This window comes from Paraburkholderia pallida, from assembly GCF_004524855.1.
In the GTDB taxonomy this organism is placed as follows: Bacteria; Pseudomonadota; Gammaproteobacteria; order Burkholderiales; family Burkholderiaceae; genus Paraburkholderia; species Paraburkholderia oxyphila.
The window spans coordinates 977,251-1,002,341 of the sequence record NZ_CP038151.1; the positions used below are offsets into that span (position 1 = coordinate 977,251).

Consider the following 25,091-nt stretch of genomic DNA (forward strand, 5'->3'; position numbering starts at 1 on the left):
CGTATACTAGGCAGCACATCGATCGAAGACAAGCGCAGCCATACCAGGAGAAACCCTTTGTCAAAGCCTTCAAAAAACCCAGATATAGAAGAGCTTGCGCGCTTCGAGCTGGCCAACCGGCTGTTCTTCCGCCTCTACCAATCTGCCAATATGTTGCATAAAACGGGAACAAGGGCCGTGGAAGAGGAAGGGCTGACCACGCAGCAATGGGCCGTGCTCGGCGCACTTTCGCGCGAGGAGGTTCAGGAAGGCATGAGCGTGGGCGAGCTGGCGCGCTATCTGATGGTGAGCCGGCAGAACCTCTCGGGCCTGATCAGCCGGATGGAGCGCGACGGCCATTTGAGCGCCGCCCCGGACGCGCTCGACCGCCGCTCGCGCCGCGTGCGCATGAGCGAGGCGGGTCGCACGCTATGGCTGCATCAGGCCACGCCCAAGATCCAGGCGTATTACGAAGAAGTGCTGGGGAATTTTTCCGTCGACGACATGACGCACACGCTGCACTATCTGCTCAAGCTGCTCGACAACATGAAGCGCATCGACGAACGCGGCACGGCGGAAGAAGAATGAGCGCGCGTGCCATACGCCATTCCAGACGGACCACACGCACAAAAGGACACACGATTCGATGAAAATGCACCCATTCAGCTTCGGCACGACCGACTGGACCGAGATCGAACCCACCGGGCACAAAGGCGAGACCGGCATGGCTACGTGGCGCACGCAGCATTTCGGCGACGCGCAGAACCCGATCCGCGTGCGCATGGTCGAGTACTCGCCCAACTACCTCGCCGATCATTGGTGCAGCAAGGGGCACATCCTCTTCTGCCTCGAAGGCGAACTGGAGACGACGCTGGAAGACGGCCGCAAGTTCGTGCTCAAGCCCGGCATGAGCTATCAGGTGGGCGATAACGCCGAGGCGCACCAGTCGTACACGCGCACGGGCGCGCGGCTTTTCATCGTCGATTGAAACGCCCGCGGTAACGCTGGCACGCGGAGAGCACGCTCAGAGGCGCGCGGCGAGATCCGCCTCGATCCGCCTGCGCAAATCGCGCACGACCTTTGCCGCCGGCAGGAGCCACCACGTGGGCGCCTGCACGCCGAAGTCCCAGGCGATGCGCGTCTCGCCCGCGCTCGCGGCACGCGCGCGGCAGCGGAAGGTTACGGCCTGATGCGCATCGTCCTCACCCTCGCGCGCCATCGCGTAACGCAGGACCGCGCGCAGTTCGAAGCCCGCATTGCCGGGCAGCTGCTTGCCGGTTTCGATACGCCATTCGGCGCCATGGCGGCCCGTGCCGCGCAGCGCGGCGCCCACGCGCTGCCACGTTTCGTGGGCGGGTAGCGGCATGCCATGCTCGCGCCCGGCGCGATCGGCCCGATAGAAGGTCCGCTGTGCCCACGCGTAGCCGCCCACCAGCACCACGCCCGCAGCAATCAGCAGTCCTTGCAAAATCTCGCCGAGCCAGCGCCACGAGCCGGACACATCGAATACGCTGAAGACGATCTTGTGCGCCACCACGAAAAGGACGATGAACATCACGGCGATGCCACTCAGCGTCATCAGCCAGCCGCGCGCGGGGTCGTCGAAACGTGAGAAGAAGAAGTCGCGCACGGGGTGTCGTTCGAGCGGCGCGAAGCTTGTGCCGTGGTTGTTGCCGTTGCCGCCATTGCCGGCGGCCGGGCTTGCGGCGGTGTCTGCCTCAGCCTGCCGGGTCGCCTGCTCCTCATCGCGCCGCGCCGCGGCGCTTGCGCGCTCGCGCACGGCTTCCTCGCGCAAGTGCACGAGTTCGCCGATCAGGCGCTCTCGCTCGGTCTGCATGCGTGCAAACTCGGCAAGGCCGCGCAGCTTGGCGCTCTGCAGCGAGTCGAGCTCGCCCTGCAGACGCTCGCGACGCAGTTGCAGGTCGCGCAACTGCTCGCGCATGCGGACGAGGTGCGCATCGCCCAGGGTCACGCGGCTCGCGGGCGCCTCGTGATGCGCGGACCAGTAATCCTCCAGCACCTCGCGCGCTTCCTTGATCTTCTTGAACTGCTCGGAGGCCCAGTGCAGCGACGCCGGGCTCGGATGCCGCCATTTGTCGGGATGAAAGATCTGGGCAAGCTGCCGGTAGTTGTGCTTGATCTCGGCCGCGCTGGCGCCAGGCTCGAGATCGAGCCGGTAGTAGAGGCGGTCGTAGTCTTCGTGGGTCCTCGGGTCGGGGGCGCTCATGACCGAAGTGTAGATAGGGGTTCAGTCGAGGTTCAGTCGATACGCCGCATTCATGGCGGCTTTGCCAGACAAGGTATAACAGGTCGGCGCCGGCGGCAAGAAACGCGCCGGCCGCTTCAACCCCGGCGCAACGGTTGTCTCACCCCCAGTGCAAGCATCCGGCTCAGCATCGCGAAGGCCACGGCGGGCAGCTCGTGAAGCTTGCGCACGACCACGGCCTGCGGATAGAACGCCTCGACGGCATCGTCCTGAATGCCGATGCCGACCAGCTCGATGCCCTGCTTGGCCACCTCTGCCACGCGCGCATGCAAGTCGCTGCGCAAGACCGCGGGGTCGCCATCGCTCGTGGACGGATAGCCGTCCGAGAGCACGAACAGCAGGCGCCGCCGCGCCTTGCGCGCCATGAGCCGCGCGGCGGCCCACGCGAGCGCTTCGCCGTCGGGATTCTCGTGGCCGCACTCGATAGCCGCGAGGCCGCTCGCGGCGTTCGAATCGCGCGCATCGAAGCGCTTGAAGACCCGCAGGTCGAGCCGCTCCACGAAGCGGTTGAAGCCGTGCAGGTCCGCGCCGGCCGCGCGGGTGCGCTCGAACTGCGCGCGCATGTCGGGCGACTCGACCGAACTGTAGCCAAGCACTTCGCAGTCGAAGCCGAGCTGCATGAGGGCATCGGTGAGCGCGGCCGCGCACAGCCGCGCGAGCTCGATCTTGCGCCCCGCCATCGAGCCGCTCAGGTCGAGCAGCAGCGTCACGGCGGCGTCGCGGCCGCTCGCGTGCGTGGCCACGCGAAACGGCGTGCGGTAGCCGCGCGAGGCGGCCAGCCGCGCGAGCGCCGCACGGTCGATCTCGCCGCGCTCCTGCTCGCGCTTCCAGTGCGTGAGTTCGTCGGCTTTCAGGACCCGTTCGAGGTGCGCCTTGAGCGCGCCCGTCTCCGCGCGCGCCAGCGCGCGCAGCTTGCGCCACGCCGTGGCGTCGCCACTGCCGGTGAGGTCGGTCACGACATCGAAGGCCGTGGTGAGCGGGATCGACCGGACCGGCTTTGCGAACGGCGCCTCGCCGGCAGATGCGCGCGGCGGCGCGGCATCGGCCTCGGAGAGCGTGGCGCCGGGCGCGGACGTGGCGTCGCCGAGCGCCTCGCCGGCCACTTCCAGCGCCTGCGCGCCGGGCTGGCGCAGCGCCTCGGCTGCCGCGTCGGCAGCGGCGGCATCCAGCGTCAGCGCGAAATCCGTGTCGTCGTGCGCGCCGAAGTCGTCGAGCTCGCGCGCGAGCGTTTCGTCGTCGAGCGAATCGGGCGGGCGCGCCGACTGCATCATATTGTTCGCGCCGCGCGAAGCGAGCGAGCGCACGCCCGCCACGATGGCCTGCGCGGCCCGCACACTCTCGCCGGTCGAGCGGCTCGCGCGCGCCGCCGCGAGCGGCCCGTCCGGGCCTTCCAGCACGTGTAGCGCAGCCGCGAGCGATGCCGCGTCGCGCTCGCCCGCGCGAGCGGGCTCGCCCCACAACGTGCGCTCGATAGTCCAGATGAGCCGCTCGGACCACGAGAGCGCGCCCCAGCGCCGCGAGGCATCGCGGGCGAGCTGCGCGCGCAGCCGCTCGACATAGCGGCGCGCGCCCGGATACGACACCACGAGCCTGGCCAGCACGCGCCGGTCCTCGACGGCTTGCGCAATGCGCCCCGTCACGCCCGCCTGGGCAAGGTCGAGCCGAGGCGGTGCGCTATGCCGCCAGCGCGCCGCCAGCAAATCGAGGTAGCCGATCAGCAAATCTTCATCGGCTTCGGTGGCTTCTGTCGATTCGCCGGGTTGAGCGGCCTGCACGTCCTGAGCGGCTTGCGTTGATTCGTCCGCATGCGAAGGCAAAACGAAGCGCTGATGCTCCACGCGCGGCCCGCCGGCACCAATCGACACCGCAAGGCGCGGCTCGCCGGTCAGCACGCGCGCGAGCTTGCCAAGGCGCGCTTCGAGATCGTCCAGGCGGGCGGCATCCATGACGACAGGCTCGCCTCTAGCTCGCGCCCGGATCGGCGTCGAAGATCGCGTGATGGCGGATGATGCTGCGGATGAGCGCCGCGTCCTCCGCGCTGACTTTCGCGTAGATCGACGGGCCGGCGGCGCGCTCGGCGTCACCCGTGCGCAACATCAGCTCGGCCCAGTCGATCAGACGCCGCGTGGAAAACGCGCTCGCCAGATCCTCGTGTGCGAACGCGGCGCGGCAGTCGGCGGCAATGGCGGCCAGCGTTTGCGCGAGCGCGGGCGTGAGTTGCGGCAAGGTCCGCCGCAATACTTCGGCTTCCTCATTTTTTGGCAGATAGTCGAAAAGGTACACACGCCAGCGGTCGAGAAAGGCTTCGTTGAGCAGATTCGCGCCCTGATACAGGTGACGGTATGCACTCATCGCACCCGCCGCGTTCGCCGTGGCGAAGAGGCGAAACGCCGGATGCGGCGTCACGATCTCGTTGCCGCGCTCCTTGAGCAGCAGCTTGCCGTTCGGCTCGAGCACGGCGGTCAGCACGGCGAGGATCGAAGGCTCGGCGAAATCGAGCTCGTCGATGATGAGCCAATAGCCCTCGCGCATCGCCACGGGCAGCACGCCGTCCACCCAGACCGTCTCGCCGCCCTTCACGGTCCAGAACCCGACGAAGTCGCCGATGGTGGTCTGGCCGTTCATGTTCGCGCGCAGCACGCCGTGCCCCGTGCGCGCGGCCACCTGCTCGATGAAGCTGGTCTTGCCCGAGCCCGTGTGGCCGATCAGCATCACGCGGCGGTTCTCGATGATGTCGAGCGCGACATCGTCGGTGCGGGCCGTGAACAGATATGCGTCATTGATGCGCGGCACCAGCGCTTGCGAGGCCAGCGAGCCCGCCTGCGCGACCGGCATGTCCACATTGCCGATGCGCACGGTCGCGCCCGGGAGCCGCGCTTCACCGCCCGCCTTACTGCCCGCGTCACCGCGCGCTCCGCCGCCTTCGCGCGCCGCCCGCGCAGCGGCCGCCGCGCGCCGCAGCTCGGCGGAGAAACGGCTGCCCGCCTCGGCGGCACGCGCCTCGTCCTCGCGGCCCGCATCGGACACGAAGCCCTCGCGGCGCCACTTCAGCAGCTTCGCTTCGAGGTTGTCGAGGTCGACGACGGTGTCGATGTCCACGTCGCCAATAGCGTCGCCATCGCCACCGCGCCCGTGCTCGATGCGGAACATGTTCGCGCGCTCGGAGAGCGAGACGCGCCACCATTCGCGCGCCTCGCCCGAGCCGCGCGTGTAGACCCCCTCGGGGCCGTCGTCGTGAACTGCGAGAGGTGTGGCGTTCATCGGCAAAAGGACACGCGCGTGCGCAAATAAAGGGATTAACCGCTCATGTTACCCGCTGTCCAGCCGCTGACTGGCTCCTGGTGCCTGGCACCTGGGCGGCACGCAAGCAGGCCTGCAGCCAGCGCCAACGCATGTTGTAGCGGTGCGACACCATGACAAATTTGTTGCAGAAGTTTTAATGATTCGAAATATTATCGCCATCTTCGCGCGCAGGACTCGATCTGCGTACGCGAAAGTTTCACGAAATGACGCCTGCGCACGCACCCATGCGGCGCCGGCCAACGTATAAAAATTGGGGATTACATGAAGAAGACCACCGCGGCCCTTGGCGCTGCCCTGCTGGCCATTTCCGCGCAATCGGCATTCGCGCAAAGCTCGGTCACGCTGTACGGCATCGTCGACACCAGCATCCGCTACCTGACGAACGCCAACGCCAACAACGACAACGAAGTGCAAATGGGCGTCGGCCCGGTCACCGGCAGCCGCTGGGGCCTGAAGGGCTCGGAAGACCTGGGCGGCGGCCTCTCGGCGGTGTTCCGCCTCGAAAGCGGCTTCAACCTCTGGAACGGCCAGATGGCCAGCCAGAACACGCTGTTCAACCGGATGGCCTATGTCGGCCTGCAGAGCAGCCAGTACGGCGCGCTCACGTTCGGCCGCCAGAACACCCCGCTGTTCGACCAGCTCGGCAACGTCTATGACCCGCTGACCGTTGGCAACTTCGACCAGGACAGTTGGCTGCCGGGCGCGCTCGGCTACGGCCTGCGCGAGAATAACTCGGTCAAGTACGACGGCCACTTCGGCGGCCTCGAAGTCGAAGGCATGTACAGCTTCGGCGGCGTGGCGGGCAGCACCGGCGCGAACAACATGTACGGCTTCACGGCGTCGTACACCTACGGCCCGGCCTCGCTCGACGCGGGCTACCAGCAGAACAGCGACCTGCACAACAACAAGTACCGTGTCGTGAACGTGAGCGGCGTCTACCAGATCGGCCCCGTCAAGGCGATGGCAGGCTGGCTCTGGGGCCAGGACAACACCGGCATCGTCGACATGTACATGGCCGCAACGGGCTCGCCCGCTGCCAACTTCTCGACGCCCGTGACGAACACCAACCGCATCGACAACGGCTTCTACGCCGGCGCCGTGTGGCAGGTCACCGCGCCGCTGACGCTGACGGCCGCCTACTACTACGACCACGCCCGCAACGCCTTGAACGGCGACGACGTGACGCTGAGCACCAGCGTGCGCTACACGGCGGTCCTGCTGGCCGAATACGCGCTGTCCAAGCGCACCGAAGTGTATGGCACGGTCGACTTCACGCGCGGCACGGGCGCGGCGGCAACCGCCGACTTCCCGGGCCGCAACAACCAGACCGGCGTTGCCGTCGGCCTGCGCAACATCTTCTGATGGCGCACGCGGCCCGTTGTTCGGGCCGCGCATCGGCGAGATCAGCAAGCTCGACACGAACCGCACGCGTTTTCAGCGTGCGGTTTTTTTATTCGTCGACGATGCCAAAAGCACGCGGCGGCGCCGCGTGAAAATGGCCAACAACGTGGCCACGAACGCCCCGAAACCCGCAGGCGGCACGCCCTGGCGGGCGGTGTGGGATAATTGACGTTTGCCCAGAGTGCAGCTCAAGAGGTTGTTCGCACGGGCGCGCAGGGGGCCGTCAATCCCGTGGCCCACTACCCAATCGGCACTAGTTCAGCATTCAGCAATCACTCTCAGGCAACCACGATGCCCGTATACCGTTCCAAGACCACCACCGCCGGCCGCAACATGGCAGGTGCGCGCTCCCTGTGGCGCGCCACCGGCATGAAAGACGAAGACTTTTCCAAGCCGATCATCGCGGTGGTCAACTCGTTCACCCAGTTCGTGCCCGGCCACGTCCACCTGAAGGACCTCGGCCAACTCGTTGCGCGCGAAATCGAAGCCGCGGGCGGCGTGGCCAAGGAATTCAACACCATCGCCGTGGACGACGGCATCGCCATGGGCCACGACGGCATGCTCTATTCGCTGCCGAGCCGCGACATCATCGCGGATTCGGTGGAATACATGGTCAACGCGCACTGCGCCGACGCCATGGTCTGCATCTCGAACTGCGACAAGATCACCCCGGGCATGCTGATGGCCGCGATGCGCCTGAACATCCCCGTGATCTTCGTCTCCGGCGGCCCGATGGAAGCCGGCAAGACGCGCCTCGCCAACCCCGTCACGAAGGCCATCGAGGTCAAGAAGCTCGACCTGATCGACGCCATGGTGATCGCGGCGGACAGCAAGTACTCCGACGCCGAAGTGGCCGAAGTGGAGCGCTCCGCCTGCCCGACCTGCGGCTCGTGCTCGGGCATGTTCACGGCCAACTCGATGAACTGCCTGACCGAGGCGCTGGGCCTCTCGCTGCCCGGCAACGGCACGGTAGTGGCCACGCACGCGGACCGCGAACAGCTTTTCAAGCGCGCTGGACACCGTATCGTCGAGCTCGCGCGCCAGTACTACGAGCACGAAGACGAGCGCGTGCTGCCGCGCTCGGTGGGCTTCAAGGCGTTCGAGAACGCCATGACGCTGGACATCGCCATGGGCGGCTCGACCAACACCATCCTGCATTTGCTGGCCATTGCGCAGGAAGCGGGCATCGAGTTCACCATGGCCGACATCGACCGCCTCTCGCGCGTCGTGCCGCAGCTGTGCAAGGTGGCGCCCAACACCAACAAGTACCACATCGAAGACGTGCATCGCGCGGGCGGCATCATGGCGATCCTCGGCGAGCTCGATCGCGCCGGCAAGCTGCACACCGACGTGCCGACCGTGCATGCGCCCACGCTCAAGGACGCGCTCGCGCAGTGGGATGTCACCCTCACCCAGGACGATGCCGTGAAGACGTTCTACATGGCCGGTCCGGCGGGCGTCCCCACGCAGGTGGCGTTCAGCCAGAACACGCGCTGGCCGAGCCTCGACACCGATCGCGCCGAAGGCTGCATTCGCTCGAACGAGCATGCGTTCTCGCAGGAAGGCGGGCTCGCGGTGCTCACGGGCAATATCGCGCTGGACGGCTGCGTGGTGAAGACCGCGGGCGTGGACGACAGCATTCTCGTGTTCGAAGGCACGGCTCACGTGACCGAGTCGCAGGACGAGGCGGTTGAGAACATCCTCGCCGACAAGGTCAAGGCCGGCGACGTCGTGATCGTGCGTTACGAAGGACCCAAGGGCGGGCCGGGCATGCAGGAAATGCTTTACCCGACGAGCTATATCAAGTCGAAGGGCCTGGGCAAGGCTTGTGCGCTACTCACCGACGGGCGCTTCTCGGGCGGCACCTCGGGGCTTTCGATCGGCCACTGCTCGCCCGAGGCGGCGGCGGGCGGCGCGATTGGTCTCGTGCGCAATGGCGACAAGATTCGCATCGACATTCCGAATCGCACGATCAACGTGCTCGTGTCCGATGAGGAACTCGCGCGCCGTCGCGAAGAGCAGAACGCCAAGGGCTGGAAGCCGGTGAAGGCGCGTCCGCGCAAGGTGTCGGCTGCGCTCAAGGCTTATGCGAAGCTGGTGATGTCGGCGGATAAGGGCGCGGTGCGCGATCTTTCGCTGCTCGACGATTAAAACCGGCGCGCTTTGCGCATGGGTAGCAGGAAGCCGCTCTCCGGAGCGGCTTTTTTTTGGTTCTTGCGGCGTTGGCGGGGAAAGAGACGGCTTCCGATCCTGAAGCAACGGTCGAGGCTGCGTCGGCTCGGATAGATCCAGGCAGCGCAAACCTTGAGGCGCGACTCCATTGATCCGCCTGTCTTGCGCCGTGCGAGCGGTATAAATGCGCACTATTGCGCGCAAAACCGGTAATGATTTGTATTTTGCGCATGATATTGCGCATCTCGACTGGATTGGGCAACTCAGCTTGACGCCATCATGTCAATGCGCACCATCACGCGCAAAATCTAATATTTTTACTATAATGCGCAATATGATGCGCAAAAAGACCCCCAGCACTCCGATCTCCAGCGTTGAGCGCCTCGCAGCCACCCTGCGGGCGACCCGGCGTGAGCGCAAGCTGACCCAGCAGGCACTCGCCGAGCGCGCGGGCGTCGCGCGCCGTACGATCACCAATGCCGAAAGCGCCGAGAATGTGGGCATCCGCGAGTGGTGCCGCCTCGTTAGCGCGCTCGGCTACGAGCTGGTTTTGCGCCCGCGCGACACCGTGGTGCTCGACGAGCTCGACACCATCTTCAAGGACGATGACTGATGAGCGGGGGCAACACATTGGACATCGAGCGGCTCTTTGGCAAAATCCGCACCCTCGAGGTACACACGCCCCAAGGTACGAGCGGCCTGCTGGCCAAGGAGAGCCGCTACGTCTTCAACTACGGCGAGGCGTCCGACTCCGCGGCCGTATCGCTGACGATGCCGGTGCGCCAGGAAAGCTACGCTCGAGGCGACCTGATGGGCGTCTTCGCGATGAACCGTCCCGAAGGCTATCTGCGTCACATCATCGAGGAACGCCTTGCGCGCCTCGGAACGCCAAGCGACATGTTCCTGCTCTTCCTCGCCGGTCGTAACCAGATCGGGCGGCTGACGTATTCCGTGCCAGGGGAAAGCGTGCCGGAGCACCACGGCGAACACCTCGAGGAGCTTCTGTCCTCCCCATCCGGCAAGCTCTTTGCGCGCCTCGTCGACGAATATGCGCTTGGTTCAGGTATTTCGGGGGTCCAGCCCAAAACCGTGGTGCCCATCGCGCAAGCAAGCCAGCGCGCGCCCGACGAGCATATCGCCCTGCCGCTCAATTCGGTCATCGTCAAGGCTGAGGGCGGCGACTTTCCGGGGATCGCGCGCAACGAATTCTTCTGCATGTCCGTTGCGAAGGAGGCCGGGCTGGAGGTTCCCCAGTTCTGGCTTTCCGACGACGGCAAGCTCTTTGTGATGGCGCGTTTTGACCGGCACCCGGACGGCTCTCCGCTGGGCTTTGAGGACATGGGTGTGCTTACCGGCAAGCCCAAGTACGAGGGCAGCTACGAGATGATCGCGAAGGCCGTCGACATCTTTACGGGCTCCGACTATCAACAGAATGTCTGCCTCTTTGAGCGGGTGGCCTTGTCGTGTCTGCTACGCGATGGCGACGCGCATATGAAGAACATCGGCATCGTCTACGAGGATCCGACCGGGCCACGCCGCCTCGCTCCGGTGTTCGATGTCGTGTGCACGGACATCTATCCGGAACTCGACGGCAAGCTGGCGCTCAAGCTCAACAAGTCCAAGGTGTTTCCCATCCCCCAGGTCCTCGTGGAGTACGGCAGCCGCCTGGGTTTGCGCGCGGACGAGTGCAAGTCCATCATGAGCCGGCTGCGCAATGCCTATGAGTCCGTCGCCGCGCGGTTTGAAAACGACCCGCGCTTCGTGGAGGATGGGCTTCTCGCGAACATCCGGCGGGTTATCGAGCGTGTCGGCGTGCAGCCGGTCGTGAAGCCCAAGGTCAAATAGCACGGCTTGGGGTGATGCTGACTGGGCCCTGCCCGCTTGCTGCGGTTGCAGCCGGTTGATCGAGTCTGACTGGCTTACGGAGACGCGGACAGCATCGAACTCGCAGTGAGCAATCTCGCTGCGGCGCACATCGAATTCGCAGGGATCATTGACAACATCGTGAAGAGCGATGACCCGCTCGTGGGCCATCCGCTCGCACATGCGCCGACTTTCCGGTTAAAGGTCAGCGGCGCTGATCTGCTCTCGCGCGGTAGCAGCACACGTGCTCTGGGGACACCGGGCTGTTCGTGGCTGTCGAACGGAAGCTTCCTGCCTCAGCGAATTGACGCTTTCGACCCACTACGGACGTAGAACCCGGCGCTATCTGTGCGACCGCTTTGAGCCGTACAACAGTCATCCCTTTATCTGCAGCCATCGCCACATCCAACGCCGGGGCGCCCTCCCCATCATCACGGGTGTGCCGCTGAGGCGGCAACGCTGGGCTTTAACACTGTCACCACTATCTCGTGAACAGCCTGCTTTGCCGCCCTTGCCGCCTGTTCGTCGTACGCCGTCGTCACCCCGTGCTCGACACAGGGGTCGTTGTAGGTAAAGGGCTCCCCTGTCCGCGCGTTGACCAGCAGTCCGTTTTCCTGCTCGATGGTCCTGCAATTTCTGGTCGTTTGCGCCTTCGGAAACTGAACCGGCTGCGTGAGCGCCGCCGAGTCGAAGGCATGACTGGCCCCTGGATACTCGGTCAGCTGAGCATCGTTACCTTTTGCCTTTAGCCGTTCTACGTAGGCACGGCATGCGGCAACCCGGTCGTAGTTGTCTGCGCCGCCCTGGAAAATTCTTACAGGCTTTGCAACAAGATCGTCATCTTCACGGTACGTGTAAGTGCAGTCTGGATAGAACGCCACATAGGCCGCGAACTCAGTCCCGGGTGAGGCATGCAATCGGTGGAACCGCTTCAGGCTTGCATACAGTGCATTTTGCCCGCCCCGCGAAAATCCCATGACCATGATCCTTGCCGGGTCGATCCTGGGATGTTTCGAAAGAATCGCGAGCGCGCGGAAGGCGTCCTCGGCTTGTGCCAGACGAGGCAGTTGAGCCTGATCGTTGATTGTGTTGATGATGCCGCGTCCCGAGAAGCTATCCAGGACAAAGGTGGCAACGCCCATGGAAAGCAGATCCTGCTCCCAGGCGGTCACCGAACTGCCAATTCCGCCGGAACCATGCAGCAGGACAACGAGCGGAACTCGCCCCCCCCCCCGCCGCCTTGGGAAGTCGAAGTTCGCCTGCGATCGTGACCGGTTGCCCGTCCTCACGACCGGTCAGGAATTCCTGATCCGTCATCGTGACAGACGGGACCGCAATGACCTCAGTCCGGACCACTTGTGCCATTCCGGCGCTTGACAGGTCTTCGAGCGCAAATAGCAAAGCAAGTTGGGCAACGAAGCCAGTAATGGCTGCCTTCATGGCACGCCCTCCTTCAACTCACATCGCGCGAAAGTTCGCAGCGTCGGGCCCAAGTATTCTAGAAAGAGGATTCCTGACTGCCAAACTGCTCTTGCCGAGTGGCCGGCCTGAGTGTCCGGTCAACTGTCGATCCAGTTGCCGCCAACGGGATTCGACAGCAGAAGCCCGCGACAGGCTGGCCAAAGCGGACCGTCATCTGCTGTGTATGCGGACCGCGCAGCGCGACTTCCCGGACCTGGGAGGTGACGAGCATGTCCACCGGAAAATTGTCCGTTCACTGAGTGAATCGGCCGTTGGAATGGCGGCTTTATATCTTTTGCGAACGGCAACAACTGGCCGGCTAGCGCCCGATGACCGACCGCGACGATCTGCTTGCACGGGTGCACGATGCAAATGGCATAACCCGCCCCTCTCCGGCCGGTCGCACTTTGCTTCGCAATCGGCCAAAGTTCGTGCCGAAGCGGACACTCAGGGCATCGCGGAACTTGTCGCACACCGGTATAGCACCGTCTTTCGGGTCGGCTATGGCCGGGCAGCCACAAGGCAGTCCATAGATTCGCACCTGTCCATCAGCTACACCTCCGCGCGTCCCATCGCATGGCTTCCATATGCCGTATCCTCGCCCCCTCTCGAACCAATCAGCGAGCAGCATCACCTGTAAGGACATATGCGCCCCAGAAGTACGGGTGACGATAGAGTTCGCCGTACTTGCCACTGGCCATATCACGCTCGGTGCGCCCGACGGCGTCGGCCTTTGACAGCGACGAATCTCCGGAATAGGTGCGAAATACCCCGGTCGTGACCTGGGTCGCCGAGCGCGATTCAACCGCCCACTGGGTGAGGAGCATTGAACGTGCTCCCGCCGCGAAAAATGCGCGGGACAGTTCCGACATCGCGTCTCCCGCGTCACCCGTGACGAGTCCAGTGTTGCAGGCAGACAGCACCACCCAGTCCGCGTTCAGCCTCAACGTCACGATGTCGTCAGCAGTGAGAATCGAATCCGCCAGCCCGCTGCCCTCGTAGGCCAACGCGAGTCCCGCCTTGCGCCAGCCCGGCACTTCGCCCGCCACGATGCCGTGCGTCGCGAACAGGACCACGCGATCGTTCGACAGGTCCCTTTTCATCACTTCGCTACGCGAGGCGCTCGTCCCCCACAGCACGCTTTGACCGGAGGCATTGAGCGTCTTCGCAATCGAATTCGCCTCATCGAGCGTTTCCGGGAGCGGCGCGACGCGATGGTAGTCGAACGAAGCGGCACGATCATCGACCGGAAACGCTCGCGCGGGAACTCCGTCCACTTGAGCGTCGGTGGTCGTGGGCGGTTCGCGGCCGTCGAAGCTCGGATCAGCGAACGCGATGAGCGGCTCGCCAGCGTGCGTTGCCGGATGACTGCGGGCGATCACGAGGGCAGACGCACTCGGTACGCGCACCGGCGTCGCCATGCTGATCCACCAGTCCGCGTCCGCGAGGCTTGACGCCGGACGGACCAGCAGCACGTTGAAGGGGAGGCTCGCGAGGATGCCGCTTGTACCGATGTACACCGTCCTCGCCCCCTTGATGTCGTCCTGCACCGGGGCGATCAATGCCTGATACAGGCCTGCTGCTGCGGCCAGATCGAAGCCGGCGAGATCGCCAGGTCGCCGCGGCGGTATTCCCGCATCAAGGCTCGAACGCAACGCCATCACCTGCTTCGTGATCGCGGCACGCGTCGTCGCCAGACCAATTGCGTGAAACGCGCCGCCTGGATGCACCACAAACGCATAGATCGCGTCACGCCCCGCATAGAAGTCCAGGTAAACTTCGCCTTCCCGCAGCGCCTTGCCAAGGTCGGCGGACGTCGCCACGTCCGGAGACACGAGTTGCCGGTACAGCGGAAATTCCGAAGCGATCTGCTTGCGGAGGCTGGCCAGCTTTTTGTCGGCTAGCGAACTCGTCCACGGCGCGGCGTGCGCTGTGTTCCGCTCGAAGCGCAGGTCCTGTTCCTGTTCGACAAGCGCGCGCAGCTCTGGCGTCGAGGCCGCGAGGCGCGCAGCGCCGTCGGCCATCGCGCCCTGCGTGGCGTTCATGTGGAACAGCTCTGCGATCTGGAACGCGAGGACCTTTCCCTGATCTCCTTCGCTCATCGCACGGCTCATCGACAACTCAAGCGCGCCGTCCTCGTCGTACGCGCCGTAAGTGCTGGAGTCGTTCCATTGGTCCTGCGTGCCGACCAGCGGCGTCACATAGCTGGCGATCTCCGCGGAGCCGACCTGGCCGGTGGGATCTTCCAGACGGTACAGCATCTGCAGCGCGGCCCGGTATTTGTAGTATGGGCTTTCTGGGTTTGGCGACGGCCGCAGGAAATGAGCCGGCCAATCAGCCCCAGGGTGCGGAGGAGGTGGTCCGTCGCCCAAGGACGCCGCGATGCGTCTTTCGGCGTCCCCCCATTGCCCGCGGGCAGCGAGAATCAGCGATTCACGTTCGTCCGCGTTGGTGGAATGTGCGACGACCGGATTGATGCTCGCTGCGGATTCGAGCGCAGCCGCGTCCGCCTGGTAGTCGCCGATGCGCCCCAGCGCGAGCGCGATCGTCAGACGAAGGCGCAGCGCCGCCGCGTACGTCCTCGAGTACGGCTCGACGTTCGCTTGCCGAAAGCCGTCGATGGCGGCGTCGACTGCCGTGAGCGCGCCGTCGTAATCGTCGTTCGCCGACAGCGCGAACGCCCGCCCCACATCGACGTACGCACTCTGCGTGGGACTCGGCTTCAGATCCGGCCGATTGTCGGCGTCCCAGCGCATCTCGTTGCCGTAGCTCAGCGCCTCAGTGCGATGATTGTCCTGCACCATCGAGGAGATTAGCCAGGGAGACTCTTCGAGGAGCATGTTCGCCGCTGCCCGGTGGCGCCGCTCGCTGAGCGTCGGATCGATGAGGTCGTGCCAACCAAGGTCCGCCTGTTCACGGCGCTTCGACAGCGCATGCTGACTGCCTTCGAGTACCGCTTCGGCTGGGAAATACTCGTATGACGGGTCGTATGGCAACGTCTCGAGTTCGGCCGGCGTCGTCTCGCGCGCGAGCGCCCGGGCGCGTTCGAGCAGGTGCTGGCTTCGGTTGTAGTTGTCGCTTGCGTACGAGTTTGCGAGCGAGGAAGCCTTGAGTGAGCGCCGGCCTGACGGAATGCGTCGGTCATCGACGATTTCCTCATCTACGCGCATCGAATCGGCGACCATGCCCGCCTTGAAATAGTCAGACGCGAGCGAATCGAGCAACGCGTAGCGCGCTTCGCCGTCCGTCGTATTACCCAGTTGACGACGCACCGCCTGCTCGCGATCCCGCACAGCAGGCGGTGCGAGAGATCCGGCGAGCTTCGCTGAAGTGGGGGACTCGATGTATTGAGACGTCGGGGATGTCCCGCATGACATGCCGAAGAGGCCCACCAGGATGAGCATAACCAAATTGAGCAGACAACGGCCGCGCATCTGCATGATGCCTGGTTCCCTGCATTGGATCAGCTTTCGCGACAAGAGACGATCGTCGCCCTTTTTCTTCGATTCCAGTTATTGAAGCAGAGGCGTTGTTGCAGTTCAAGGCGCCATGCGCGGCCCGTATGCGGTAACGCACGCAGCTCAACCTGTTAATTCGGTTCTACCTAGTCCCGCCTACACACCACCAAACCGATCGGAAACAGTGGCAATACCGGCCATCCGACAAGTTTGGGAAGTGGAGCAGCCATTCGAATGACGGACTTGTGAGGGGAGCGAGCGGCTGCAACTGGCCGGCTACCGTCTGATGCGATTGGCCGTACCCGACCGCGCAAATTTTTCCGTGAACGACGCGTTGTCAGTCTATAACGCACAAACGGAGCAGCGTTCAGATCATCGCTACCCCGCTGCGTGATGTTTACGAAACGCCCGGACGGCAACCACGCTCAGGATTGCAGGGTTGCCGATGCGGGAAGCCGACTTGCAGCGTCCGTTTCCGTTGGGAGGCAAATATGGACAAGCGATTGAATGACGAAGGGATGGATCTCCTGTTCCGTCAGGCTCGAACCCACAACAGCTGGCTGCCTCAGCCGGTCAGTGATGACACGTTGCGCGCACTCTACGAGTTGATGAAGTGGTGTCCAACGAGCGCCAACTGCAGCCCGGCACGTATCCTGTTCCTGCGCAGCCAGGAAGCGAAGCAACGACTTCTACCGGCATTGGCACCAGGCAATATCGACAAGACGATGAGCGCACCGGCGACTGCCATCATCGCTTACGACGGCAAATTCTATGAAAAGCTGCCGAAACTCTTCCCGCACGCCGATGCGCGAGCCTGGTTCGCCGACACACCGGAACTGGCCGAGGTCACGGCACGGCGCAATAGCTCGCTACAAGGGGCTTATTTCATCCTGGCTGCCCGCTCGCTCGGACTGGATTGTGGGCCGATGTCCGGATTCGATCATGCAAAAGTTGACCACGAATTTTTTCCTGCGGGCGCACAAGAGGGTGTCTTCCAGCAGGAGTACTTTCCGGACAGCCATATCAAGTCGAATTTCCTCTGCAACCTGGGCTATGGTGATCCAGCAGGGTTGTTCCCGCGCAGCCCGCGCCTGGATTTTGACGAGGCCTGCAAACTGCTCTAACCACCCCGCTTCGTGGGCCGCATTTCCCCAGGTTGGGGATAAAACGGTGATACGGAGACACTGGCGTGCGGTGATCATGTACGGCGGCGGATCTATATTGTCTGCCGCAGGGATGAGCAGTCGCTCGGCACGGCCACTCTCGGAGCATAAGCCGGCCAACAACGACCGTCGTCGAAATTAAGGGCGGCCGTTCGAGACGGCCGCACATACCGGCCTCGCCTTGTGCAAGTGGAGCCCTGGAGCCTGTTCACGCTTATGACAGGCCCCAGGATGCGCTCACGCGAATGACTGCGCTAAGCCCCCTCGACACCGTTTGCGCCAAGGTAGCGCTCGCTCCACACCGCAATCACGTTCGCCGCGTAGACGGCGTCGAGCTTGCGCGACAGAAGGTGGTCCGCTCCGGCCAGCGAGATGAAGCTCTTGGGGTGCAGTGCGGCCCGGAAGATGTGGTTCGCGTTGACGATGCCGACCGTCGAGTCGTCGGGCGCATGCATCACCAGCAGAGGGAGATTCATGCGGGCGATCTTCTCCGTCAGCCGCTGTTCGGCGACGTCCTCGAGGAACTGCCGCTTGATCCGGAACGGCCGTCCCGACAACTGGACTTGCGCCTCGCCTTCGGCCTCGATTTGCGGCAGGTAGTCCCTGAAGAGTCCCGTCACGTGCCCGGGATCGCTCGGCGCCCCGATCGTGACGACTGCCTCGGCGCCGGTGATGTCCGACACCGCGGCGAGCACGGCAGCACCGCCCAGGCTGTGGCCGATCAGCAGCGCGGGCGCGCGGTGCGTCGCGCGCAGATGATCGGCCGCTGCGATCAGGTCGCGGCAGTTCGAGGAAAAGTTGGTGTTTGCGAATTCACCTTCGCTCGCACCAAGCCCCGTGAAATCGAACCGCAGCACGGCGATCCCGTGCTCGGTCAGCGCCTGGGCGATCCGGCTCGCCGCGAAGATGTCCTTCCCACAGGTGAAGCAATGCGCGAACAGGGCGAACGCGCGAGGCTCCGCGTCAGGCAGTTCAAGCCGGCCGGAGAGCTGTTGTCCATCCGATCCTGGAAACGTGAATCGTTCGGTAGGCATTGCGGACCTCCACGGGTCGAATGTTTAGGGTCTGTTCCCCTACTCTACAATTTTTTCCGGCGGCCAGCCCAAACCTGCTATTCGTGTCGACAGGCACCAGGCACACGCCTGCGCTCAGGGGCGCGGGCCAGGCTTCGCGTTCTCAGGCGCTCGACGATACTTTCGTTTGCGAGGCAGCTCGATCGCTTTCTGACGCGTCACGCCGCGCAGCGTCACAAGGGCGATTGATATTCCACTGGCTTGGACGGCATCGAAACACGTTTTCGGATCGTGATGCAATATTTATTGCGGCCGGTGTAACCAATTCGGCTTGCCGGCCGTATTGCACTGTACGCGTTGGCAATCTGCGCGCAGTCAGGATAGTCCTCAGGCATTGCGTCAGTGCTTTGTTTGCCGTACCGCGACGTTGCACCGGCGCGGCACTTATAGGAGCTGGTAATGAAATCGAACCTGCGATGTGTCTTGTGTGCCTCTTTTCTATTGATCCTTGCGGGCACGTCCCATGCCCAGTCGGCCAACGCGCCATCGGACGCGTCAAACTCCGCGGGTGCGATGCCGGCCGCTCCCAGCGCGAAGAAGGCGGACCGCGCGCTCTCCCATGCTGTCCGGCGCGCATTGGCTAAAGCGCCAGGCCTGGATGTTTCCGGGATTTTCGTGCGCGCGCGAGACGGTGCCGTGACGCTGAGCGGCTCGGTTCGCAATAGCGACCAGCTCCGGCAGGCGGAAGACGTTGCGCGCTCTGTGCAGGGCGTGAATTCCGTATCGAACAAGCTGACGTACTTTCACGGCGGCAACGGCTGAACGCCTGGTGACAGCAAAACAGACCGGCCATAGCCGACGTTCGGCGATAGGTGGCGGTGCGTCGGCTGCAGATTGGTTTGCTGCCGTTCACAAACCGGCGTTGGCGAATGGCCCTTCGCGCTGTCAATGAACGAGTCCTCCCGACCCTTCTCCGACATACCGTTCTGCGGGCGAAATGGCCGCTAACAGTAGTTGAACCGTCAGATCGCGCCGGTGTACATCAAAGATCGCGGAGAAACTCAATCAATGCCGCGTTGACGAAATCCGGCGCCTCCTGTTGCAGCCAATGCCCTGCTCGCGGAACGACTCGAATGGCCGCCAGCTTGCGGAAGGCGACCCGAACTCGCCACGCAGTTTAGCGCCTGGGCACGCCGCGCTCAGAGGAAGTTCCTGATCAGCGTCGTCACCCACCGCCAGGCACCCCCGCAGCCGGCGGCCCGGCAGCGCGCATCGGGATCCGCCAGAAGGCGGCTATTGGCGTCGCTCACCGAACTTGAGTTGCGCAGGTAGTACGCCACGCTGTCCTGCAAGGGATCGAGCCCGTCCTCAGGAATATCTATCCACAGGCCGTTTTCGGTATTCAAGCGGGCCGACAGCGAATCGAAATTGAAGCTGCCGAGATAATATCGATGGCCGTCGATGAGGACCAGCTTGGCGTGCATCATGCGGTTGTCCCGGTCGGAATACTCGCGCACCTCGATCCCGGCATTCACCAGGCCGGGCAGATCGTCGGCATAGGCGCGACCGACTGCGGGGAATTCCTGCGTGATGCTCGCCAGCGAGGCGCTCACCAGGATCACGTGGACGCCTTCGCGCTGCTTGCGCTCAAGCGCCTCGCGCAGTTCCGGCACCAGGATCAGGTAGGGGTTGATGATCAGGATCTCATGCTGCGCCATATCGAACGCTTGCAGCATGTCCTGCAGCGTGCCCGGCGAGCGCTTGTCGGGCCAGTCGTGGACATAGCGCAGGCGCTCGCAGGCGATCGGCATCCAGGCAGGATCAAAATCCGCCCCGGAAGCGTGCGCAGCGGCGGGATCATCGGGCGTATCGGAGGCAGTGGATGTATCGGGTGCGGCCAGGTCCGTCGCCTGGGCTGCACCGTCGAGCGGAGCCAGCAGCCATTCGCGCCAATAGTGGATGCGTGCCGGGTCCAACGTCGCGTAACCCCGCGAGACGCGATAAGGACTTGCGATTTCGAGGAATTTTTCCGGCTCGGGGCGAACCACTTCCGGGCTATTCCAGAACAAGTCGAAGTGCTGGTACATGGCGTGCAGGGAGGAAGCGTCCTGCCCGGCGTTACCCGACACCATCAGATCCCGCTCGCTGAGCCAGTTGCGGAAGCTCGCATCCCAGATCGAGGTACTGCCGATCACGGCCGTGTCGCCAACCAGGAACAGCTTGTCGTGCATGCGATGCGAAATCTCGATGAGATCCGATCGTGGATGGAAGATTCGCAGTTCGATGCCGGGCGCCACCTCGTGCAGCGCGACGATGAGCTCGTCCTCGAACGCGAAGTGCGGCTCGGGGCCGATGCCGTCGATCAGCAGCTTGACCGGCACGCCGCGGTGCGCGGCCTCGACCAGATGACGCAGCAGCAGGCCGCCGGTCTGATCGATTTCGAAGATGTAGGCGAGAATGCGGATCTGCTCGGCAGGCGTGGCACGGTCGACCAGCGCGATTCGCGACTGCATCAACTGACCGTCGTCGAGACTGGCGACCAGGTCGACGCATTGCGCGTGGCCGTGCAGAGAAAAGGCAAGCACGCATGCCGGAATGAGCGCCAGGCTTCTTCTTGTGGTCATGATGTGGCGATCTGGTTCGATGTGTCTCGGGCCCTGCGTTCTTGAAGGTCCGAACGCTTTATCGCGTTCGCGCGGTCATCTAACTCGCTGCTTCTTCGAGAAGGTGAGCAGAACGGCGAGCCTGAGATAGTTACCGTGGACAAGAGCGACGCGAATCTGGCCGCACTTGAAGCACTCAGTGGACAGGACATCAGCGCAGTTGGAAAAATGGCTTTCCAGAAGGTCCGATCGTCGCCGATCTATGAGCACTGTTCCAACGACCGCTCATGGCCGATTTTACTCATTCACAGTAGCCACCCGGAAACGGGCGTCGCCACGCTGGTTGCGATGCATGCGAAGGAGCGCCGACTTCTCAGTCGATAAAACCCGCGGCTACAAATGCGACCTGATCTGTCTCGCAAAGGCGCGAATGACACCTTCGTTTCGCGATAGAAACATCCACTGACCCACGCGGGTCGAATCGAGCAGTCGCGCCTCGACCAATGCCGCGAGGTGCGCCGATACGGTCGATTGCGCTAGCCCGCTGCGCGCGAGGATGGCATTCGACGGCACCCCCCGAGCAAGATCGATGTGACCTTGCACAAAGTGCTCTTTGGGGGCCTTTAACCACCTCAAAACGTCGCGACGGAACGGGTTTGCGAGTGCCTTATGAATCAAATTCTCGTCAATCATAGATTTCGATAAACGCCTCAATAGCAGACGATGGAAGAAGGCGGCGGCCTTTTCTCGTTCAAGACGCGCGCCCTGCGCCGCCATTTGGAGACGATCGGCGTAGCCGCGGGAATGGCAAGAAAGGACACAACGATTCTGCCAACGATCGGAACCGCACGCCCCCTAGTTGCTGCGACACATGGGCCAAAATTAGCTGGATTTGGGCCATGAGCGCTGCCTCGACAATGACTTTGTGACGCTTCTGGCGAACGCTTCGCCAAGGTCCTCCCGGACAAGAGCCAAAGCCACCCGGATACCGTCGCTAACCCCGCGCGACGAGTACAAGTTGCCGTCCTTCAAATAGCTTTGATGGCCGATGACGTGTACGAGCGGGAATTCGGTGGCGAGGCGTTGTGCGTCGCACCAATGCGTAGTCAACGCGCGATGGTCGGCAAGACCGGCGCGCGCGATCAAGAAAGCCCCGTTGGAGACCGACGCAAGCCTTTGCACCCTGCTTCCGGCATCACGAAGCCAGTCCACCAGTGCGCATTGCTCAGGCCCCGAGCCAACGGCCGCGGAGCCCGGCACGACGACGATGTCGAATGGAGTATGCACATCCAACAGAGACTCCGTCGTGCCCACCGCGACGCCATTCGAGCACACGACGGGCCCCGGGGACGGGCCCACAAGATGCGGCTCGTACAACCTTGCGCCGCTCAGACGATTCGCTTCGTGGAAAACATCCATCGGACCCGTCACTTCGAGCAACCGGAATCCTTCGTACAGCATCATCGCTACTTGCATACGCCGTCACTCCGCGAATGCACTGCACACGAGCGCTGCGCATCTCGCCGCGTCAGGTCTGGCGAGGCCGTGCGAGGTATGACGTCTTTCGACATGATGAATCTGTCCTTGGTTAGGTATTGCCCTGAGGGCCGGCCCTCCGGCGCGCTTGCTGCCGGCCACATCCACGAGACCCAGTCTATTCAGCCTGCACGGGAGAACAACACGCAGTTGTCGCCATGCTGGGCCAATCAACGTGAGATTTGGGCCAACGGTGCCGCAGCGGCGAAGTCGTGCGTTGCGTTGCATCTGGAGGGCCAATGTGCGTTCGACATCTCTCCAGACCGATTCATTTATTACTCGCACTCAAGAGACAGTTTCAGCTTAGTGCGTCCCTGTTTTCGGGCCATCGCGGTAAGCTCTGTTACCGACCGTCGTTATACGTTTGCAGGCTTGGTCCGCTCGCTCGGGTAAAGCCAATTGGTTCGCCGGTATTGGAAACGGGACGATTAACTCCATGAAGGCCACGGCATGAAAGTCGCTGTTGTTATATTCGATGGTGTTCAAGCGCTCGATGTTGCGGGCCCCCTCGACGTGTTTGCGGAAGCCAACACAATCCTTACTGAGCAGCAGAGATATGAAGTCACTCTGGTGGGTCCCCGGGCCGGCACCGTGACCTGCTCCAACGGCATGGGGCTTTCCGTGCCGTATGGCTATGCGGATCTCGACACGCAATGGGACCTGCTGCTGGTCGCAGGCGGGCCGCAATTGCCCGACGTTGAACCGTCAAACGATTTTCTGACGTGGCTGCAAAATCAGGCACGAGACGCGGCACGGTTCGGCTCCGTTTGCAATGGGGCATTCGTGCTTGCCCATGCCGGACTGCTCGACGGCAAGGAAGTGACGACTCACTGGGCGGACGCGGGCCGCCTGGCCCACGAATTCCCGCAGGCGCGTTTGCAGCCCGACAAGATCTTCGTTCGCGACGGACGCCTCGTTACGTCGGCAGGCGTGACGGCCGGCATCGATCTGTGCCTGTCGCTGGTTGCCGAAGATTGGGGGCACGAACTGGCGGTGCGTGTCGCAAAACGTCTTGTCGTGTATATCCAGCGCGAAGGCGGCCAATCTCAGTACAGCCCGTATATGGGAACAGGCAGGGACGAAGATCCGATTATCGGCAAAGTGCACCGATATGTGACCGAACACATCACCGATGCGCTTTCGATCGAGCAGCTCGCGGATGCAGTCGGCGTGAGCCGGCGGACCTTCTCGAGAGTCTTTGCGAAGTATGCAAAATTGACACCGTCCGCGTTTGTCGAGCAGGTTCGCGTCGACAGCGCGAGGAAGTTGCTCGAAGATTCGGATGCGCCGCTGAAGACCGTTGCCTGGCAATGCGGCTTCAGCAGTGCCACGCATATGCGCACGACGTTCTCCCGGCGGCTAGAAGTCACGCCGAAACAATATCGACAACGATTCCGCGGCGATGCAGGCATGCAGGTCTCTTTCCAATGACTCGCTCATCCGTGACTGACGCCGGCTCGCTTCAATCGCTTCCCGATCTGCTTGAACCAAGCTTGTCGTTGATATTTTGCGGAATTAATCCTGGTCTCCGTGCGGCATTGACAGGTCACCACTTCGCGGGCCGGGGCAACCGATTCTGGCGCGTCGTGCATCTCGCCGGCTTTACCCCCGAACAAATTCGGCCCGAAGACGATCACACGCTGCTTCGATATGGCTGCGGTCTCACGACGGTAGTCCCGCGAGCGACAGCACAGGCCGCCGAGCTCACGCAATCGGAGATTGAACTGGCCGGGGATGCTTTTCGGCAAAAGATCGAGCAGTACGCGCCGCGGCACATCGCCTTCCTCGGAAAGATGGCGCTTGCGGCGATCTCCGGCACGCGCGATATCGATTGGGGGCTGCAAACCGAGCCATTTTGTGGTGCACGCGCGTGGGTCGTCCCCAATCCCAGCGGACTGAACAGGGCGTTCGACCTTGATGCGCTGGTGACTGCCTATCGGGAAGTTCGCGTTGCGGTAGCGTCCGCAGCCTGAAGGTGCGGGTTCTTGCGTAGCGTCTCGGTCACGTATTCCACGAAAGCGCGAATCTTGCCGCTGGTGCTGCGCCGCTCGACATGCAGCAGGCTCACCGGCACCGACTCGGGCTCGAATGACGTCAAGACCGGTTGCAGTGTGCCATCGGCCAGCGCGGGCGCCGCCTGGTACGACAGCAACTGAGTGATGCCCACACCTTCGACAGCGGCGAGAATCGCAGCGGGAGCAAGGTCGACAACCATGCGCGGCCGCACTCTGACAGGCAGCCTCGAACCGTTTTCATTGAACACCCACTCGAGCGGTTGCGAGACGCCGGTGAAGGACACACAGTGGTGATGGATCAGATCCCTGGGGTGTACGGGTTCCCCACGCTCGGCCAGGCAGGAGGGCGCCGCGTACGTCCCGCGCCGCACAAAACCCAACGGAATGGCGTATGTCGAGGAGTCCCCGAGGTGGCCGATACGGAGCGCCACATCCACCCCGTCCTCTAGAAGCCGGGTGGCTCGATCCGCGTACATCGCGTTAATGGTGACATCTGGATAACGCAACGCGAAGGCGTTGACCAGAGGCGCCACATAGCGCTGGCCAAACAGGACCGGTGCGGAAACAGTCAGCGTACCCACGGGATTGAGTGGATCGGCCGCAATGCTGGCTTCCGCGTCCGTGATGGTGTCCAACACCTTCCTGCAGGCTTCGAGGTAAGCCATGCCTGCATCCGTCGGACGAACCGTTCGAGTCGTCCGGGCGAGCAGTTGTGTGCCGAGACGGGATTCCAGCGAATTGACCGCTCGCGAGACCCCGCCGGCCGACATGCCGAGCTTCTCGGACGCGGCAGTAAAGCTGCCTCGGTCAACGATGGCGACGAAAATCTCCATCTCACGCAATTTGTCCATTCCGCCT

At 63.4% G+C, this 25,091-nt stretch carries 22 protein-coding genes; 12 read left to right on the plus strand and 10 right to left on the minus strand.

Annotated elements, in window-relative coordinates:
• Positions 1 to 150 precede the first annotated feature (150 nt).
• The gene (locus E1956_RS39145; protein ID WP_134759669.1) at positions 151 to 567 is read left to right on the plus strand and encodes a MarR family winged helix-turn-helix transcriptional regulator; all 417 of its coding nucleotides are present in this window, start codon (positions 151 to 153) and stop codon (positions 565 to 567) included.
• A 58-nt stretch (positions 568 to 625) separates the two neighbouring features.
• Entirely contained in the window at positions 626 to 967 is a 342-nt protein-coding gene (locus E1956_RS39150; protein ID WP_134758680.1) for a DHCW motif cupin fold protein, read from the plus strand.
• A gap of 36 nt (positions 968 to 1,003) precedes the next feature.
• On the opposite strand, the gene E1956_RS39155 is transcribed toward E1956_RS39150, so the two are convergent.
• The 3 genes from E1956_RS39155 to E1956_RS39165 form a co-directional block, all read right to left on the minus strand.
• A complete protein-coding gene (locus E1956_RS39155) occupies positions 1,004 to 2,206 on the minus strand; it encodes a J domain-containing protein (protein ID WP_134758681.1) in 1,203 nt (400 codons plus the stop codon).
• A gap of 116 nt (positions 2,207 to 2,322) precedes the next feature.
• A complete protein-coding gene (locus E1956_RS39160; RefSeq protein WP_134758682.1) occupies positions 2,323 to 4,191 on the minus strand; it encodes a cobaltochelatase CobT-related protein in 1,869 nt (622 codons plus the stop codon).
• A gap of 16 nt (positions 4,192 to 4,207) precedes the next feature.
• Positions 4,208 to 5,506: an AAA family ATPase gene (locus E1956_RS39165; protein WP_134758683.1), complete on the minus strand. Its 1,299-nt coding sequence runs from the start codon at positions 5,504 to 5,506 to the stop codon at positions 4,208 to 4,210.
• Positions 5,507 to 5,809: 303 nt separating this feature from the next.
• Here E1956_RS39165 and E1956_RS39170 point away from each other — a divergent pair, with 303 nt between their 5' ends.
• The 5 genes from E1956_RS39170 (at position 5,810) to E1956_RS39190 (ending at position 10,966) form a co-directional block, all read left to right on the plus strand.
• Positions 5,810 to 6,910: a porin gene (locus tag E1956_RS39170; RefSeq protein ID WP_134758684.1), complete on the plus strand. Its 1,101-nt coding sequence runs from the start codon at positions 5,810 to 5,812 to the stop codon at positions 6,908 to 6,910.
• A gap of 16 nt (positions 6,911 to 6,926) precedes the next feature.
• Positions 6,927 to 7,118: a hypothetical protein gene (locus E1956_RS39175; RefSeq protein ID WP_134758685.1), complete on the plus strand. Its 192-nt coding sequence runs from the start codon at positions 6,927 to 6,929 to the stop codon at positions 7,116 to 7,118.
• A 122-nt stretch (positions 7,119 to 7,240) separates the two neighbouring features.
• Positions 7,241 to 9,100, plus strand: a complete 1,860-nt coding sequence (gene ilvD / locus E1956_RS39180; protein WP_134758686.1) for a dihydroxy-acid dehydratase — start codon at positions 7,241 to 7,243, stop codon at positions 9,098 to 9,100.
• A 205-nt stretch (positions 9,101 to 9,305) separates the two neighbouring features.
• Positions 9,306 to 9,734: a helix-turn-helix domain-containing protein gene (locus E1956_RS39185; RefSeq protein WP_232072213.1), complete on the plus strand. Its 429-nt coding sequence runs from the start codon at positions 9,306 to 9,308 to the stop codon at positions 9,732 to 9,734.
• On the plus strand, positions 9,734 to 10,966 hold the full coding sequence (locus E1956_RS39190; protein ID WP_134758687.1) for a type II toxin-antitoxin system HipA family toxin: 1,233 nt from the start codon (positions 9,734 to 9,736) through the stop codon (positions 10,964 to 10,966). The genes E1956_RS39185 and E1956_RS39190 overlap by 1 nt, the downstream gene beginning before the upstream one ends.
• A 449-nt stretch (positions 10,967 to 11,415) precedes the next feature.
• Here the strand turns inward: E1956_RS39190 and E1956_RS39195 are convergent, their stop codons facing one another.
• Both E1956_RS39195 and E1956_RS39200 read right to left on the minus strand, forming a co-directional pair.
• Positions 11,416 to 12,156 (minus strand): dienelactone hydrolase family protein, encoded by a 741-nt coding sequence (locus E1956_RS39195; protein WP_232072216.1) that lies wholly within the window; start codon positions 12,154 to 12,156, stop codon positions 11,416 to 11,418.
• A 906-nt stretch (positions 12,157 to 13,062) separates the two neighbouring features.
• A complete protein-coding gene (locus tag E1956_RS39200) occupies positions 13,063 to 15,885 on the minus strand; it encodes a CHAT domain-containing protein (protein ID WP_134758688.1) in 2,823 nt (940 codons plus the stop codon).
• Positions 15,886 to 16,394: 509 nt separating this feature from the next.
• Between E1956_RS39200 and E1956_RS39205 the strand changes: the two genes are divergently transcribed.
• Positions 16,395 to 17,027 carry a malonic semialdehyde reductase gene (locus E1956_RS39205; protein WP_134758689.1) on the plus strand — a complete coding sequence of 211 codons (633 nt, stop codon included), beginning with the start codon at positions 16,395 to 16,397 and terminating at the stop codon, positions 17,025 to 17,027.
• Between the two features lie 293 nt (positions 17,028 to 17,320).
• On the opposite strand, the gene E1956_RS39210 is transcribed toward E1956_RS39205, so the two are convergent.
• Complete coding sequence (locus E1956_RS39210) at positions 17,321 to 18,100, minus strand: alpha/beta hydrolase family protein (protein WP_134758690.1); 780 nt, start codon at positions 18,098 to 18,100, stop codon at positions 17,321 to 17,323.
• 438 nt (positions 18,101 to 18,538) lie between these two features.
• Between E1956_RS39210 and E1956_RS39215 the strand changes: the two genes are divergently transcribed.
• The gene (locus tag E1956_RS39215; protein WP_134758691.1) at positions 18,539 to 18,901 is read left to right on the plus strand and encodes a BON domain-containing protein; all 363 of its coding nucleotides are present in this window, start codon (positions 18,539 to 18,541) and stop codon (positions 18,899 to 18,901) included.
• A 377-nt stretch (positions 18,902 to 19,278) separates the two neighbouring features.
• Here the strand turns inward: E1956_RS39215 and E1956_RS39220 are convergent, their stop codons facing one another.
• Positions 19,279 to 20,703, minus strand: coding sequence for a phospholipase D-like domain-containing protein (locus tag E1956_RS39220; protein WP_232072218.1), 1,425 nt, complete (start codon positions 20,701 to 20,703; stop codon positions 19,279 to 19,281).
• A gap of 135 nt (positions 20,704 to 20,838) precedes the next feature.
• Between E1956_RS39220 and E1956_RS39225 the strand changes: the two genes are divergently transcribed.
• Positions 20,839 to 21,066, plus strand: a complete 228-nt coding sequence (locus E1956_RS39225; protein WP_134758693.1) for a hypothetical protein — start codon at positions 20,839 to 20,841, stop codon at positions 21,064 to 21,066.
• Positions 21,067 to 21,075: 9 nt separating this feature from the next.
• Here E1956_RS39225 and E1956_RS39230 read toward each other — a convergent pair whose 3' ends face one another.
• Entirely contained in the window at positions 21,076 to 21,375 is a 300-nt protein-coding gene (locus tag E1956_RS39230; RefSeq protein WP_134759673.1) for an ArsR/SmtB family transcription factor, read from the minus strand.
• 189 nt (positions 21,376 to 21,564) lie between these two features.
• Positions 21,565 to 22,158, minus strand: coding sequence for an AraC family transcriptional regulator (locus tag E1956_RS39235; RefSeq protein ID WP_134758694.1), 594 nt, complete (start codon positions 22,156 to 22,158; stop codon positions 21,565 to 21,567).
• 510 nt (positions 22,159 to 22,668) lie between these two features.
• Here E1956_RS39235 and E1956_RS39240 point away from each other — a divergent pair.
• Positions 22,669 to 23,649, plus strand: coding sequence for a GlxA family transcriptional regulator (locus tag E1956_RS39240; RefSeq protein WP_134758695.1), 981 nt, complete (start codon positions 22,669 to 22,671; stop codon positions 23,647 to 23,649).
• Positions 23,646 to 24,191, plus strand: coding sequence for a G/U mismatch-specific DNA glycosylase (gene mug, locus E1956_RS39245; protein WP_134758696.1), 546 nt, complete (start codon positions 23,646 to 23,648; stop codon positions 24,189 to 24,191). Before E1956_RS39240 ends, mug begins: the two co-directional genes overlap by 4 nt.
• Here mug and E1956_RS39250 read toward each other — a convergent pair.
• Complete coding sequence (locus E1956_RS39250; RefSeq protein WP_134758697.1) at positions 24,152 to 25,084, minus strand: LysR family transcriptional regulator; 933 nt, start codon at positions 25,082 to 25,084, stop codon at positions 24,152 to 24,154. The two genes, mug and E1956_RS39250, sit on opposite strands and share 40 nt — an antisense overlap.
• Positions 25,085 to 25,091: the final 7 nt, after the last annotated feature.